This window comes from Macrococcus sp. S115 (genome assembly GCF_030067655.1).
GTDB classification, from domain to species: Bacteria; Bacillota; Bacilli; order Staphylococcales; family Staphylococcaceae; genus Macrococcoides; species Macrococcoides psychrotolerans.
Map to the genome: position 1 here is coordinate 258245 of NZ_JASJES010000001.1, position 16101 is coordinate 274345.

The 16101-nt window shown below is 39.2% G+C and carries 16 protein-coding genes; 5 read left to right on the forward strand and 11 right to left on the reverse strand.

Going from position 1 to position 16101, the window contains the following annotated elements:
• Positions 1 to 35: 35 nt before the first annotated feature.
• Positions 36 to 221 carry a DUF5325 family protein gene (locus QNJ52_RS01310; protein ID WP_283721664.1) on the forward strand — a complete coding sequence of 62 codons (186 nt, stop codon included), beginning with the start codon at positions 36 to 38 and terminating at the stop codon, positions 219 to 221.
• Between the two features lie 188 nt (positions 222 to 409).
• Positions 410 to 1288 (forward strand): hypothetical protein, encoded by an 879-nt coding sequence (locus tag QNJ52_RS01315; protein ID WP_283721665.1) that lies wholly within the window; start codon positions 410 to 412, stop codon positions 1286 to 1288.
• Here QNJ52_RS01315 and QNJ52_RS01320 read toward each other — a convergent pair.
• The gene (locus tag QNJ52_RS01320) at positions 1285 to 2106 is read right to left on the reverse strand and encodes an inositol monophosphatase family protein (protein WP_283721666.1); all 822 of its coding nucleotides are present in this window, start codon (positions 2104 to 2106) and stop codon (positions 1285 to 1287) included. The genes QNJ52_RS01315 and QNJ52_RS01320 overlap by 4 nt on opposite strands.
• Before the next feature lie 103 nt (positions 2107 to 2209).
• Between QNJ52_RS01320 and QNJ52_RS01325 the strand changes: the two genes are divergently transcribed.
• The 3 genes from QNJ52_RS01325 (at position 2210) to QNJ52_RS01335 (ending at position 6635) form a co-directional block, all read left to right on the forward strand.
• On the forward strand, positions 2210 to 2821 hold the full coding sequence (locus tag QNJ52_RS01325) for a YktB family protein (protein ID WP_283721667.1): 612 nt from the start codon (positions 2210 to 2212) through the stop codon (positions 2819 to 2821).
• Between the two features lie 179 nt (positions 2822 to 3000).
• Positions 3001 to 5967: a formate dehydrogenase subunit alpha gene (gene fdhF, locus QNJ52_RS01330; RefSeq protein WP_283721668.1), complete on the forward strand. Its 2967-nt coding sequence runs from the start codon at positions 3001 to 3003 to the stop codon at positions 5965 to 5967.
• Complete coding sequence (locus QNJ52_RS01335) at positions 5967 to 6635, forward strand: helical membrane plugin domain-containing protein (protein WP_283721669.1); 669 nt, start codon at positions 5967 to 5969, stop codon at positions 6633 to 6635. The genes fdhF and QNJ52_RS01335 overlap by 1 nt, the downstream gene beginning before the upstream one ends.
• A gap of 77 nt (positions 6636 to 6712) precedes the next feature.
• Here QNJ52_RS01335 and QNJ52_RS01340 read toward each other — a convergent pair whose 3' ends face one another.
• The 10 genes from QNJ52_RS01340 to QNJ52_RS01385 all read right to left on the reverse strand — a co-directional run bounded on the left by QNJ52_RS01340 (position 6713) and on the right by QNJ52_RS01385 (position 16101).
• Complete coding sequence (locus tag QNJ52_RS01340; protein ID WP_219494445.1) at positions 6713 to 7480, reverse strand: DUF4064 domain-containing protein; 768 nt, start codon at positions 7478 to 7480, stop codon at positions 6713 to 6715.
• Between the two features lie 92 nt (positions 7481 to 7572).
• Positions 7573 to 8646, reverse strand: a complete 1074-nt coding sequence (locus QNJ52_RS01345) for an ABC transporter substrate-binding protein (RefSeq protein ID WP_283721670.1) — start codon at positions 8644 to 8646, stop codon at positions 7573 to 7575.
• Positions 8643 to 9452 (reverse strand): ABC transporter permease, encoded by an 810-nt coding sequence (locus QNJ52_RS01350; protein WP_219494441.1) that lies wholly within the window; start codon positions 9450 to 9452, stop codon positions 8643 to 8645. The genes QNJ52_RS01345 and QNJ52_RS01350 overlap by 4 nt, the downstream gene beginning before the upstream one ends.
• Entirely contained in the window at positions 9449 to 10255 is an 807-nt protein-coding gene (locus QNJ52_RS01355) for an ABC transporter permease (RefSeq protein WP_219494439.1), read from the reverse strand. The genes QNJ52_RS01350 and QNJ52_RS01355 overlap by 4 nt, the downstream gene beginning before the upstream one ends.
• Position 10256: 1 nt before the next feature.
• Positions 10257 to 11339 (reverse strand): ABC transporter ATP-binding protein, encoded by a 1083-nt coding sequence (locus QNJ52_RS01360; RefSeq protein ID WP_219494438.1) that lies wholly within the window; start codon positions 11337 to 11339, stop codon positions 10257 to 10259.
• A gap of 9 nt (positions 11340 to 11348) precedes the next feature.
• Positions 11349 to 11891, reverse strand: coding sequence for a helix-turn-helix domain-containing protein (locus QNJ52_RS01365; RefSeq protein WP_099482090.1), 543 nt, complete (start codon positions 11889 to 11891; stop codon positions 11349 to 11351).
• 95 nt (positions 11892 to 11986) lie between these two features.
• The gene (locus QNJ52_RS01370) at positions 11987 to 12265 is read right to left on the reverse strand and encodes a UPF0223 family protein (protein ID WP_219494436.1); all 279 of its coding nucleotides are present in this window, start codon (positions 12263 to 12265) and stop codon (positions 11987 to 11989) included.
• Between the two features lie 67 nt (positions 12266 to 12332).
• On the reverse strand, positions 12333 to 13739 hold the full coding sequence (gene lpdA, locus QNJ52_RS01375; protein WP_219494434.1) for a dihydrolipoyl dehydrogenase: 1407 nt from the start codon (positions 13737 to 13739) through the stop codon (positions 12333 to 12335).
• 4 nt (positions 13740 to 13743) lie between these two features.
• Positions 13744 to 15030 carry a dihydrolipoamide acetyltransferase family protein gene (locus QNJ52_RS01380; RefSeq protein WP_283721671.1) on the reverse strand — a complete coding sequence of 429 codons (1287 nt, stop codon included), beginning with the start codon at positions 15028 to 15030 and terminating at the stop codon, positions 13744 to 13746.
• A gap of 93 nt (positions 15031 to 15123) precedes the next feature.
• Positions 15124 to 16101 carry an alpha-ketoacid dehydrogenase subunit beta gene (locus QNJ52_RS01385; RefSeq protein WP_219494430.1) on the reverse strand — a complete coding sequence of 326 codons (978 nt, stop codon included), beginning with the start codon at positions 16099 to 16101 and terminating at the stop codon, positions 15124 to 15126.

Sequence of the window (16101 nt, forward strand, 5' to 3'; positions counted from 1 at the left end):
TGGAATTTATAGAAAGCAAAAAGGAGTAAATTTATATGAAGAAAAGTACAATTATACAATTCGCACTTGCTTGTTTCGCAGTACTGATGCTTATCCTCTTTAGTATCGGGCTTGCTGAAGGTAACTTATTACTTATGGGTATAGCAGTGATATTATTTATCGCCACTTTTGGCGTAGGCTTCACTTTCAAGAAGAAGTTTCGTGAAAATGGTGAACTTTAAAAAAATTTATCAATTTACCGCTTTTTAAATTTGAGACACTATTTTTTAATCTTTCATACTATTTTTAATTAATCACACTAAAATTTTTAAATTTTAGTGTGATTTTTTTGTAATTTTTTAAATATAGCAATTTGAATATCTCCAATTGAGTCGCTATATTAAAATCATCAACGTAAAGGAGAACTGATATGCACGTTAAACCATTAAGCAAACCTCATACATTAACTGCACTGGAATCGCTTGTCCATCGTACATCCAATACGCACTGCGCCGCACAGCTACATGAGCTGAATAAACGTTATCAGCTTGAGCATGCCTTTATGGCGCTTTTAAATCAGATTGACCATACACACTTTGAGTGCATATGGCAGTATCAGACGCATCACAATATCTATATCAACCTGATTATTATCACTGATAATGCAGTACATTTATTTAAGTTCAACGATTATAGCGGCTTACATCATATTGACGGTGACGGTATGCTTATAAATAGCACAACTTATACCACACACGCCGATATTTCCGAACTGCATTGTATGAAGTATTCTGTTATCAATGTGATGCCTGAAACTTCAACGCAACTGCCCGTGTATACAAAATGTGTGATGTTCAATGAGACCTTCATGCTTGATATCCATAGTCACCCGGGCGATATTCTGCTAAAGGATCAGATTTTACCCTATCTTGAGCGCATGAGTATTTGCTCAAAAAAAAAAAAAAAAAACAGCACCATTAGCACTGTCTTAGTCGATACTTCTGTAATACATGAAATCCATCTCCCCGACTACAAAAAGGGTGTCAGCTGTCCTGACTGCTTAGCGCTGAATACACTCAACCGCTTCAAATCTCTGAATTACTGCACACATTGTAATGCAATCATCGATTCAGAAAGCTTGTTCAATCATAATATTTCACAGTTTAAAGCGATATTATCCGAACAAAGACTGACGAGACGTAATTTCGCTGAATTTACAGCGCATTACTTCCCACCTTTTATACTCACGAAACTGCTGAATAAACACTTCCAGAAGTTCGGCACAACTAAAGGTGCCTATTATATTTAACGGCGATGGAACCTCTCTTGATGGATGCTATCAAGAGCAGCTGAATGTGGTTTCAAATACTGTGTATAAATTTCATCGTGGAGCGCTTTGTTTGCCACCATAATTGAATTCGCATGGAGCATATCCAGCGGTTCATTCAGCTGGTTCGTAACGACTGCCCCCACTTCCTCAGCGATGATGGCGCCACCGGCAAAGTCCCATGGATGGAGCCTGAGCGTAATATAAGCATCCACTTTGCCTGTTGCAACATAGGCGAAATCTAACGCTGCTGAACCATAGCTTCTTGCACTTCTTGCTTTGATGACGATGTCACTATAGATGTCTTTCGTATAATCTTTCGTTAACCAGTTCGGGTTCATCGAGATGATAGATTGATGCAGTTCGCTATCAATAAGTGGTGCTATCGGCTCTTCATTCTTGTATGCCCCGTGTCCTGCACGTGCGCTATACATCGTGTCACGCATGACGTCATAGATGACACCAGCATACTTCTTCCCATCAACAAATACACCGATAGAAATCGCAAAGTTTTCCTGCTGATGTACAAAGTTCAAAGTACCATCAATCGGATCGATAATCCATACCGTACCTTCCATAGAGGTAATATCTGTACCGCTTCCTTCTTCACCGATAATATGGTGCATTGGGTAAGCTTGCATTATTGCATCATACAGCAGCTGTTCGGTTTCTTTATCCATATTCGTGACAAGATCATTTGGATTTGATTTCGTTTCTATTAATAACGGCTGATTAAGTTGAGCTCTAATATTACTGCCAGCCTGATAAACAATCTGTTTCATAAATTCAAATAATTCCATAGCATCTCCTCCTAGGATCATTATACAATATCTTAAACATAAGCAAAATTGTTTCAACTTTATGTATATAATAGTATATATAAAAGAAAAAGGTGAGTGAACTATGGCAAAATATCATTTTACTTCAAAAGATTTCAATGTCTTTAACGTGGAAGGCTTAGAGCCGCGTATGGCAGCATTGATCGAAACAACGCGTCCGAAGCTAGAAGCACTTGGTGAATATTTTAGCAGCTATTTATCTCAGCATACAGATGAAACATTCTATCCACATGTAGCGAAACATCTGCGTCGAAAAACGAATCCACCGAACGATACATGGGTTGCATTTTCAACAAACAAACGCGGTTACAAGATGCTGCCCCACTTCCAGATTGGACTCTTCGATGACCACGCTTTCGTACTCTTTGGTATTATCTATGAATCCCCTGAAAAAGAGCGCATGGCGGCAAAGTGGCAGCAGCAAGTTAATGACATATTAGCACTTGATCGTGATTTTATCATTAAGGGCGATCATATGAAAAAGACATATGAAGCAGTTCATTCACTAGACGAAGATGCGCTGAAACGTTATATCGATCGTCTCATCAATGTAAAAAAAGGAGAACTATTATTCGGCAAAGTATTCTTACCTGATGATGATGCATTGATGTCAGATAAAAAGTTTTTAGCAGCGGTAGAAGATACGTTTTTTAAATTACTTCCTTTATATATTTAATACGTATGAGATGAGGGCAGATGATTACGCATCATTTGTTCTCGTCTCATATTTTTATCTGTTTTATTTCTATTCATTACTGAAATCAATTCAATAATAAAATTGCAATAATACACAGATAATTTATAATTAGGTTAGGGCATATATTTTTTAAAATAAATATGAAGTGGGGTAATTTTATGAATGATGTAACATCACAAACGGTCAGTATTACGCTGAACGGCAAACCGATGGAAGTTCCGAACAATGTAAGCATTCTCGACTACTTAAGGTTTAAGGGCATTGATGTTCCAGCACTATGCTATCACCCGGATCTTGGTGCAATCGAAACATGTGATGCATGTATCGTTGAAGTCAATGGTGAGCTCGTACGTTCATGTAGTACACAGCTTAAAGACGGGGACATTGTCAAGACAGGATCAAGTGAAGCATTTGAAGCACAGATGATTGCGATGGACAGAATATTACGTAATCATGAACTTTATTGTACAGTATGTGATTTTAACAATGGAAACTGTACAGTACATAATACCGTTAAGAATTTAAAGATAGATCATCAGGCTACTGCCCAGTCTCCTAAAGGTGCACCAAAGAATATCGGTAAGTTCTACCGTTATGATCCAGATCAATGTATACTTTGTGGTCGCTGTGTGCAAGCCTGTCAGAATGTACAGGTCAATGAAACATTGATGATTGACTGGGAATTAGAACGCCCACGTGTCATCTGGGATGGGAATACGGACTTAAATATCGATGATTCCTCTTGTGTCAACTGTGGTCACTGCTCTACCGTATGCCCATGTAATGCAATGATGGAAGTTGGCATGGTTGGTGAAGCTGGTTTCTTAACTGGTATGCTTAAGGACGCATTCCGTCCGGCTGTAGAAGTTACGAAAGCAGTAGAAACAGGGTACACACCGCTCATGGCCATCTCAGACGTTGAGGCAGAGATGCGTAAGGATAGAATCAAAAAGACTAAGACAGTTTGTACGTACTGTGGTGTCGGATGTTCTTTCGAAGTATGGACGAAAGGTCGCGAAGTGCTGAAAGTAGAACCAAGCCCTGAAGCACCGGCGAACCAGATTTCTACATGTGTTAAAGGTAAATTCGGCTGGGATTTCGTAAATTCAGGTGAACGTCTAACGAAGCCATTAATTCGTGAAGCGGATGGCTTTAGAGAAGCGACCTGGGAAGAAGCACTCGACTTAATCTCTTCTAAATTTAAAGAGACGATTGATACGCGTGGTCCTGAAAGATTAGCGTTCATCACTTCTTCTAAGTGTACAAATGAAGAATCGTACTTAATGCAGAAACTTGCCCGTCAAGTCGTAGGTACGAACAACGTAGATAACTGTTCACGTTACTGTCAGTCTCCTGCAACGATGGGATTATGGCGTACGGTTGGTTACGGAGGAGACTCAGGTTCGATTACAGATATCGCACGTGCAGAACTGATTATTGGACTCGGAACAAACACAGCTGAAGCACATCCTGTTATCGCAACGCGCGTAAAGAGTGCTCAGAAATTACACGGCTCTAAATTACTTGTAGCAGATATCCGTAAACATGAGCTGGCAGAACGTGCTGATATGTTCGTGCGTCCGAATCCAGGTAGTGACTTAGTGTGGTTAAATGCAGTAACGAAATATATTATCGACAATAACTGGCAGGACCAGGCATTCATCGATAAGCATGTGAACAACTACACTGCCCTCGTTGAAGGACTACAGAAATACACAATCGATTATGCTGCAGAACATACTGGCATGTCGAAAGAAGAAATTATCAAGATTGCAGAAATGATCCATGAAGCAAAAACGACAGCCGTTATGTGGGCGATGGGTGTGACTCAGCAACGTGGGGGTAGTGATACTTCTACTGCGATCTCTAACCTATTGCTAGTAACAGGTAACTATATGAAACCAGGTGCAGGATCTTATCCATTACGTGGTCACAACAATGTTCAAGGGGCTTCAGATATGGGAAGCATGCCAACACATCTTCCTGGTTACCAAAAGATTGCAGACAAAGCGGTGCTTGAAAAATTCAGCAAAGCATGGGGTGTAGCATTAAACCCTAATGTCGGTCAGAATAACCACCAGATGGTAGATGCAATGCATGCGGATGAGCTTGATGTATTATACTTAAAAGGTGAAGATATGGGTATCGTTGATTCGAACATCAACTACGTCCGCGAAGGATTTGAAAAGCTGAAATTCTTCGTTGTACAAGACATCTTCTTCTCAAAAACTGCTGAATATGCAGATGTTATTCTACCTGCAGCACCAAGTTTCGAAAAAGAAGGAACATTCTCGAATACAGAGCGTCGTATTCAGCGTCTCTATCAAGTAATGGAACCTTTAGAAGGTACGAAACCAGACTGGAAGATTATTCAGGAGATTACACAGCATATGGGCGCAGACTGGGATTATGCGCATCCAGGTGACGTAATGGATGAAATCGCGTCATTAACACCAATATACTCAGGTGTATCTTATGACCGACTAGAAGGGTTCAATAGCTTACAATGGCCAGTTAAAGAAGACGGCACAGATTCTCCGTTATTATTTACAGAAGGCTTCCCATTTGATGATAAGAAAGCGAACTTCTTCCCTGTTGACTGGACAGAGCCGACTGAATATGAAGCACAATATGATATTCATGTTAACAACGGACGATTGCTTGAGCATTTCCATGAAGGTAATATGACATATCGAGTTAAAGGTCTTGCAATGGAAACACCGGATGCATTCTTAGAAATTTCTCAGGAACTTGCAGACGAACGTGGTATTCAAACAGGTAACCTCGTACGCTTACAGTCACCCTACGGCAAGGTTGATGTACGCGCATTAATTACTGACCGTGTATTCGGCAAAGAAGTTTACTTACCGATGAACGATAATGGCGATGCAGCGATTAACCTGCTCTCAAGCTCTATCGCAGATAAAGACACATCAACACCAGCTTACAAAGAAACAAAGGCAAAGCTTATCATCTTAGATAAAGGCAACAAATCACCATTACCAGAAAATAACTTCCGCTTCGGGAACCGTGTACCACAAATGGGCGTTAACGTTGAAGCGAAATGGAGACGAGATGACTATGTGTATCCAGGCGATATCGTTAAAATGAGAGGTGATAGATAATGGCACAACCAACACGTGTAATTAAACCGACTGAAGTAGATATTGAAGCACTCCGACAAAAGGAATTACGTGAATTAGAAGATCAGCTGATCCAGCATAAAGATACGTTACTTAAATTATTCCGTTTACTCGAACAGCTCGATGAGCATGAAGCATTAAATGCAGCCAATGCTGCGCTCTCTCAAAGCGATCCGATATTAACGCGTGTGTTAAAGGCCATCAATGAAACTGAAAGTGACCAGGCGATTCGTAACGCACTCTTACTCGTCCAAGGATTAGGTAAGTTTAACTTCAATGATATCGAACCGATGATCTTGAAGTTCAATAAAGGTCTGAAATTATCGACTGAATATAATCAAAGCACACCACTTGGGTGGACCGGATTACTTAAAGTATTAACAAATAAAGATTTCGTTGAAGGTTCTATCGTACTGACAAAGTTTGTTAAGGGTTTCGGTACATCCTTCCAGCAGCTGAAACAGGAGCAGGGCATCGTTGACCCTGTACATACAAATACGGGTGATGTAGCGCATGCACATCACACAGAACTTCCGAGTAAATCTAAGCGTGATGAAGTGCGACACGGCACTTCAAATTCAAAGTACGTTGGGATTGCAGCGCTTGGTGGCGCAGCACTTTCAATCGGTTCATTACTCTTAAAAAAATAAAAGGACAGGTAATCCTGTCCTCATAGTAAAAACCAGAAACAATCGTTTCTGGTTTTTATATTGGTCTTAAGTTTTACTTATCTTCTATTGTTATAGTTGTCTCGACGTTCATCGACTGCATCTTTTGTTTTATCAACGTAAGTTACACGATCTGAATCACTATCGATATTGTTATCGAAATGTGTATCTACTCTGTCTTCACGAACTGTAGAACGTTCTACATCATCTACCACGACATCGTCATGCTTGTCGTCTGCATCATAAGTGAAATCCTTTTCTTCTTCGATACGAGCATCGCGTTCAACATGTGATGGTGCAGCGTGCTGTTCACGCTCAACATGTGCAGGGTCTTCATAATAGTCATTATTCTTAATTACTTTATCTTTACGCGCAAATAAAAGTATTGCTGAAATAAAGAAGAATAATGGAATAAATCCTAAGATGAATGTAAAGAAGAATGGTGTTGTAAACAATCCAGCAAGCAATAACATTATTCCTGCAAAGATTCTCTTCTTCATCTTAAGTAATCCGATTAACCCTAAAATAATTGGGATTAAAGAATAAGCTAAGAAATACCAGAAACTCTTAACAAATAATGGTACAGCTTCTTCAACTGTTAATCCCATTTGGTTAAAGGCATCTGCCATTTGGTTATTTTTCTGCATCTCTTCATTCAATCCATCTTTCATTGCCTGAATGAATTCTGGGTTGTTCCCGTTAACTAGTAATTGATAAAGACCAAATAATGAAAGTGCTAATAGTGGTAACCATGCTAACCACCCAAAGATTTTTTCAGGAACTCGACTTACGGGTTGTACTGTTTGAGTATATTCTCTACGACTCATATATCCATCTCCTTCAAACATATTTCTTATATAGTACCCTCACAAATAAATTTTATGCATAAATATTGAAATTGGCTGAAATCAACATACGCTTATCTCAAAGACATCTTAAATTTAAGGAAGAGTTCGTTATATCTTTTTATATTTTCATAACCAAGGTCCTCATATACTTCCAGCTTCTCCTGCACTGCTTTATTTGGATAGAATCGTTCATCTTCTCGTGTTTCTTTATCCAGTAATCTTAAAGCCGCATTATTTGGTGTCGCATATCCGACCCACTCCGTATTCTTTTTTGCATTTTGTGCATCAAGCAGAAAGTTAATAAATTCATGTGCCCCTTCAATATTTTGTGCCGTTTTTGGGATGACGATATTATCGAACCATAGATTCGATCCTTCTTTTGGTACAACAAAGTCCAGATTTTCATTTTCTGTCATGATATCAGCACCCATGCCACTCCATACAACCGCAACATCCGCTTCTTTTTGTACCATCATCGTATTAATTTCATCTGCTACAACACCTTTTACATTCGGTGCAAGTTTCTCAAGCTTCTGCTCAGCCTTAAGTAATTTATCAGGGTCAGTCTCATTTAAAGATTCCCCCATACTATTCAGCGCTAATCCAAGTGCTTCACGGGCACCGTCAACAATAAGAACGTCGTCTTTCAGGCGCTTATCCCATAAACTATCCCAGCTCGAAAAATCAATGTCTTTCGTTGTGTCCGGATTGTATAGAATGCCTACAGTACCCCAGAAATATGGGATAGAGTATTCATTTTTCTTATCAAAAGGGAGATCCATAAAATCTTTATTAATATTTTTTAGATTTGGTATTTTATTATGATCGATGGGCAGCAATAACTTTTCATTTTTCATCTTCTGAATCGCATATTCACTAGGGACAGCAATATCATAGCTTGTCCCCCCATTCTTAATCTTTGCGAGCATCGCTTCATTGGAATCAAACGTCTCTAGTACGACACGAATCCCTTTTTCCTTCTCAAACTTTTTAAGCAGATCAGGATCGATATATTCGCCCCAGTTATATACATAGAGGACATTCCCTTTTCCACCTGATGGCGGTGGATTGATAAAGCGGCTTGAGAATAATAATAATACGGCAACTGCAAGTGAGATGAAGATTAGCTGCATCAGTTGTTTCATGATTTTGCACCTGCCTTTAACTTCTTCTTATCTGCATTTGTTGTTACTACGTAGTAAATTGCAATGATTGTCATCACGACTAAGAACATTAATGTGCTGATCGCATTGATTTCCATTGAAATGCCTTTACGTGCCATCGAGTAGATTTCAACAGATAATACGCTAAAGCCATTTCCAGTGACGAAGAAACTGACCGTAAAGTCATCCAGACTATAAGTCAGTGCCATAAAGAATCCAGCAAGTGCACCAGGGAGTATATGCGGGATAATGACATTTTTGATCGTCTGCCATGTGCTCGCACCTAAGTCATAGCTCGCATTAATAAGAGATGTATTTAAATCATATAGTTTTGGTAATACGAGCAGCACCACGATGGGCACACAGAATGCGATATGTGATATAAGTACAGACCAGAATCCAAGCCCAAGCCCTGTAAAGTGACCAATCGCAGTAAATAAGATTAAAAACGAAGAGCCGATCACTACATCAGAACTTACCATCAATATATTGTTTAATGTCAATAGTCCGATTTTGATTTTCTTATTGCGCATATAGTGTATCGCAATAGCGCCACAGATACCAATCACTGTAGAGATGCTTGCTGCAATAAGTGCCACAGCAAGTGTATTCACGATAATAACGAGTAGGCGCTTATTCTCAAACACTGCCTTGTAATGATCTAACGTAAAGGATTCAAAATGATTCATATTGCCAGCAGAATTAAAGGAATAAAACATTAAATAGAAGATCGGGAAATATAAAATGAAAAGTGCGACCGCTAAAAATAATTTACCTCTTAGTTTCATTTTATATCCTCGCTTTCGTTTTTAGATTTCGTGATGATCATCACAAATGCCATCGCTAAAATTAAGAATACGGCAATCGTCGAACCCATTCCGTAGTTCTGTGTCACTAAAAACTGTTCTTCAATTGCTGTCCCTAAGTTGACAACCTTATTCCCTGCAATCAGACGGGTAATCATGAACAAGCTTAAAGCCGGGATAAATGTAACTTGTATCCCTGTTTTCACCCCTTCAAGCGATAAGGGCATGATGATCTTTCGAAAGGTCATCCACTCGGATGCACCGAGATCGCGTGATGCCTGGATTAAATTGTCCGGAATTTCATTCATACTATTAAAGATCGGCAGTATCATAAATGGTATATAGATATAGATAGATACAAAGATAAATGCTGTATCTGTAAACAGTAGATTTGCTGCAGGTAGATGTAAGAAGTGCAGCACATCATTGATAGTGCCTTGTTTACTGAATATACCGATGAACGCATACGTCTTTAATAACAGATTGATCCAAGTCGGTAAGATAATAATCAGCAACCATAGCTGCTTATGTTTCGCCTGCTTTAAGACGAGCGCAATCGGGTATGCAATAATTAAGCAAAATAAGGTAATAATCGATGCATAAATAAAGGAAGATAGTGTCATCTTTAAATATGTCGGCGTCAAAAAAGACTGGTAGTTCTCAAATGTAAACTGCCCATCGTGATTCGTAAACGACGTATAAAATATCATAACGAGCGGCATTACGATAAACAGAATAATCCAGAGCATGTAAGGGACTAAGAAAAAGTTTTTCGCTCTTTGCATACTACACCTCGTATGATTCAATACGACGATCGAATTCTTCTTCTGTCTCACCAGGCAGCATAATATGTATTGCTTCCTCGGTAAATGTAAGTCCTACACGTTCACCCGGTGTCGCTGGTTTCGTCGACTGAATAATCCATTCATTCCCTGCTTCGTCAATACAGCAGATTTCGTAATGCACACCACGGAACAGTGTAGAGTCAACAAGCGCATGAATTTTACCCATTTCAGGTGCAGTGATTTCGATATCTTCTGGACGTATTACAATGTCCACCTTTGCATCTGGTTTAAATCCTTTATCGACACATGCAAAGCGCTTGCCGTACATCTCAACGACGTAATCTTTGACCATGATACCGTCTACAATGTTTGATTCTCCGATAAAATCCGCCACATAACGGTTCACAGGTTCATCATAGATATCCAGTGGTGTACCACTTTGTTCAATTTTACCCTTATTCATTACAAAGATATAATCGCTCATTGCAAGCGCCTCTTCCTGGTCATGTGTAACAAAGATAAAGGTTTTACCGAGACGATTTTGAATTTCTCGCAGTTCATACTGCATCTCTGTTCTGAGTTTTAAGTCAAGGGCACTTAACGGTTCATCAAGTAATATCACTTCCGGGTCATTAACGATGGCACGTGCAATCGCGACACGCTGACGTTGTCCACCACTCATATCCTTAATATCACGGTTTTCAAAATCTGCAAGTTTTACGAGCTGTAGCGCCTCTCGGACCTTCGTTTTAATGCTGTCTTCATTTTCTTTCTTGATACGTAGACCATACGCCACATTTTCAAACACATTTAAATGCGGAAATAAGGCGTAGTCCTGAAAGACGGTATTCACTTTACGTTTATTCGGCGGTACATCATTGATACGCGCTTCATCAAAGTATATATCGCCACTTGATGCCTTCTCAAAGCCGGCAATCAGACGTAATATCGTCGTCTTCCCACAACCCGATGGTCCAAGCAGCGTATAAAACTTACCCTTTTCAATTTCAAAGCTGATATCATTAAGAATCGTATTATCTCCATATGCCTTTGTCACATGGTTAAACTGAATAAATTGTTTCATTGTTCACCTCTATAAGTAAGACTCTGTCGCCACAATCAGTACGCGTGCCACTTTGTCTGTTCGATTAAATAATTGATGGGATTCGTTCGCCTTAAAATAGAACGATTCCCCACATTGCGCATGATAATCTCTTCTACCGATATGAATACTCGCTTCACCCTGTAACACATAGATAAAACTATCTGACATGCTTGGTAAAAACTTTTTATACTTCTTACCGGGTTCAATCGTTATAATGACCGGTTCCATATCAAATTCATTAGAATCTGGAACGAGCCAGTTAATCATGTATCCATCATCATACTCATCATAGATTGTCTGTTCTGACTTTGGATAATGAATACGCTGCTCATATTGCTGTTCACTGAAGAAATCTTTTGGCTTAGAGCCTAGGACCTCCAAAATATTAAAGAATGTTTCCATTGAAGGGGAACATAGATTGCGTTCCAGCTGTGAAATATATCCTTTTGAGAGATCTGTACGTTCGCCAAGCTCTTCTTGTGTCAAATTCTTCTGGCGCCTTAAATCTTTTATCTTTTTTCCGATATCCATACATTCACACCTTAGTTTAATAATTATAAACAAATAGTTTAATAATGTATTAAATGTATCAAAAATCGATGTACATTTCAATATTCATTAAAAATTTACTTCATTGAAAATACTTTTTCGTTATTTTCTTTCGCTTGTTGTGCACGCTTAACAGTATGATAGCCAGAATACGTCGATACTTGTTCAAATGACTTTAAGATACGATTCTCCTCTGACTTCATCGGTGCCACTTGTTTAAAAGCGCGATAAAGCGTAAGAAAATCTTCAGTATTCACACTACGTTCATACGCATCTTCAATCAAGCTCAAAAAATTAACAACATCTATAATCTCATCTTGTGACCATTCTGTATCGATTGGATAACTATAGTTCATATACATTCCTCCATAAAAAAAGTACTATTCATATAATATGAATAGTACTTTGAAATTGTAAAGTTTATTACATTGTGTGAATTGGGTGACCCATTGCAACTTCTGCTGCTTCCATCGTAATTTCACCTAATGTTGGGTGAGCGTGGATTGTTAATGCAATATCTTCTGCAGTCATGCCCGTTTCAATTGCTAAACCAAGTTCCGCGATGAGGTCAGATGCACCAGCACCGGCAACTTGCGCACCGATTAATAATCCGTCTTCTTTAAGTGTGATGAGTTTTAAGAAACCATCAGTCTCACCGATTGATAATGCACGGCCATTTGCAGCGTAAGGGAATTTAGACGCTTTAAAGTCTAATCCTTCTTCTTTAGCCATTGCTTCAGTGTAACCAACTGTCGCTAATTCAGGTTCAGTGAAACATACAGCAGGAATACCTAAGTAATCTACTTCTGATTTTTCACCTGAAATAGCTTCAGCTGCAACTTTACCTTCATAAGAAGCTTTGTGTGCAAGTGGTGGTCCAGCAACGATGTCACCGATTGCGTAGATGTTCTCAACTGAAGTACGGCTTTGAGCGTCAACTTCAATGATACCACGATCAGTCATTTTAATGCCTAAACCTTCTAGACCTAACTCATCTGTATTTGGACGACGTCCTACAGTTACTAAACAGTAGTCCGCTTCGATTGTATGTGTTTCGCCTTTAGCTTCATAAGTGACTTTAACACCGTTTTCTGATTCTTCAGCTGACTTCGCCATTGCTTCAGTAACGATTTCAACACCTTTAGCTTTAAGACCTTTTTTAACAACTTGTGTCATTTGTTTTTCGAATCCGCCTAAGATATCTTTAGCGCCTTCTAAAATTGTAACTTTTGAACCGAAGTTAGCGTAAGCTGTTCCTAATTCAGAACCAATATATCCGCCACCTACAACAACTAAGTGTTCTGGTACTTCAGGAAGTGCTAATGCACCTGTTGAATCGATAACACGTTTGTTGAATTTGAAGTTTGGAATTTCGATTGGACGTGAACCTGTTGCGATAATCGCATTCTTGAATGTGTAAGTCTGAGAAGCTTTTTCAGTCATCACTTTCAAGTTGTTTTGGTCTACGAAGTAAGCTTCACCTTGAACGATTTCAACTTTGCGGCCTTTAAGTAAAGAACCAACGCCACCAGTTAAACGATTAACAACACTGTTTTTGAATTCTTGAACTTTAGAGAAATCTAAAGTTACGTTTTCAGCTTTAATTCCATATTCTTCAGAATGTTTCGCTGTTTCGTATTTATGAGAAGCTGAAAGCATTGCTTTTGAAGGAATACACCCTACGTTTAAACAAACGCCCCCTAAGTTTCCTTTTTCTACGATTGTTACTTTTTGTCCTAATTGTGCTGCACGAATTGCTGCAACATATCCACCAGGACCTGCTCCAATTACAATAGTATCTGTTTCAATAGGAAAATCTCCAACTACCATCTGTTTACCCCTCCATTAATAATAATTCTGGATTATTTAACAAGCGTTTAATATGGTTCATTGCACTTTGTCCAGTTGCGCCATCGATTTGACGGTGGTCGAAACTTAATGATAATGCAAGAACTGGTGCTGCAACAATTTCTCCATCTTTAACGATTGGTTTTTGCGCGATACGACCAATACCTAAAATTGCAACTTCAGGATGGTTAATAACTGGAGTGAACCATTGTCCACCAGCTGAACCGATATTACTTATTGTACATGAAGCACCCTTCATTTCGCTAGGAGAAAGTTTGCCATCACGTGCTTTAACTGCTAATTCATTGATTTCATCAGAAATCGCGAAGATTGATTTACGATCTGCATTTTTTACAACAGGTACTAATAGACCGCGTTCAGTATCAGCAGCGATACCAATGTTGTAATAATGTTTGTGTACAATTTCTTCAGTCGCATCATCTAATGAAGTGTTTAAAGCAGGATATGCTTTAAGTGCTGAAACTAATGCTTTTACAACGTATGGTAAGAATGTTAATTTCGTACCTTGTTCAGCTGCAACTTCTTTAAATTTCTTACGGTGATCCCATAATGCCTGTACTTCTACTTCATCCATTAATGTTACGTGTGGTGCAGTATGTTTAGAGTTCACCATTGCTTTTGCAATTGCACGACGCATTGCCGGAATTTTCTCGCGTGTTTCTGGGAAGTCACCTTCTGGTGCTGCAACTGGTTGAGGTGCTGCTTGTGCTGGTGTTTCTTGAGCTGGTGCTTCAGGTGTACTTGCAGTTGTTTGTCCACCTTCAGCATACGCTAGAACGTCGTCTTTTAAGACACGACCGTTTTTACCAGTACCTTGAACAGCTTTAATGTTAACCCCTTTATCACGGGCTAATTTACGTACTGAAGGCATTGCGATAACACGGCGATTTTCGTCAACTTCAACGTCTTGTGCAGGTGCTTGTGCTTCTGCTTTAGGCGCTTCCGTAGTTTCAGCTTGTGCTTCCTCTTTTGGTTCTTCTTTTGATTCTGAAGCATCATTTTGTGCGTGTGCGTCATCAGAATCGATTGTTACGATAACCTCACCTAGATTTGCTACTGTTCCTTCTTCAGCCACGATCGTATTGATCTTTCCTGTTACTGGAGATGGAATTTCTACTACAGATTTATCACTTTGTACTTCTAACAAAATATCGTCTTCTTGTACTTCGTCGCCAGACTTAACGAACCACTTTACGATTTCACCTTCAAATATCCCTTCACCAAGGGCAGGTAACTTAAATTCAAATGCCACAATAAATTCCTCCTAAAGAATTAAGAATTAAAATAAATGAATGAAAAGTAACATCATGATGTCACTTTTCATTTTACACGTTTATCTTCTAGATTAGAATTCTAACGTCTTTTTCGCTACTGCGATAATGTCTTCTTTGTTTGGTAACCAAACGTTTTCTGCTTGAGTAAATGGATAAGCAGTATCAGGGGCTGATACACGTCCAATAGGTGCTTCCAGGCTTAAAATCGCACGCTCTGAAATTTCAGATACGACATTCGCACCAACACCCGCTTGTCTTTGCGCTTCTTGAACAACAACAACGCGACCAGTCTTCTCAACTGAAGCAACGATTGTTTCAATATCAAGTGGTTGAACAGTACGTAAGTCGATGACCTCTACTGAATGTCCATCTTTCGCTAACGTTTCTGCTGCTTTCATAGATTCTTGAACCATTGCACCATAAGTAATGATTGATAAATCAGTACCCTCTTGTTTCACTGCTGCTTTACCGATTTCAACCGTATACTCTTCTTCAGGTACTTCTTCACGGAATGAACGGTATAATTTCATATGCTCTAAGTAAACAACAGGATCGTTATCACGAATTGCTGAAATTAATAATCCTTTAGCATCATATGGGTTTGATGGGATAACAACTTTAACACCAGGTGTTTGCGCCATTAGACCTTCTAAGTTATCTGCATGAAGTTCTGGTGTATGTACCCCACCACCAAATGGTGAACGGATAACAACTGGTGCAGTTTTTGTTCCACCTGAACGGAAGTGTTGACGAGATAATTGTGCTGCAATTGAATCGAATACTTCGAATACGAATCCGAAGAACTGAATTTCCATTACTGGACGGAAACCAGTTAATGATAAACCTACCGCTAAACCACCGATACCAGACTCAGCAAGTGGTGTATCGAATACACGATCTTCACCGAATTCTTTTTGAAGTCCTTCAGTCGCACGGAATACCCCACCGTTGACACCAACGTCTTCTCCGAAAACTAATACGTTTTCGTCATTTTTTAGTTCTGTTTGAAGCGCATTTGTAATCGCTTGAATCATTGTCATTTGTGCCAT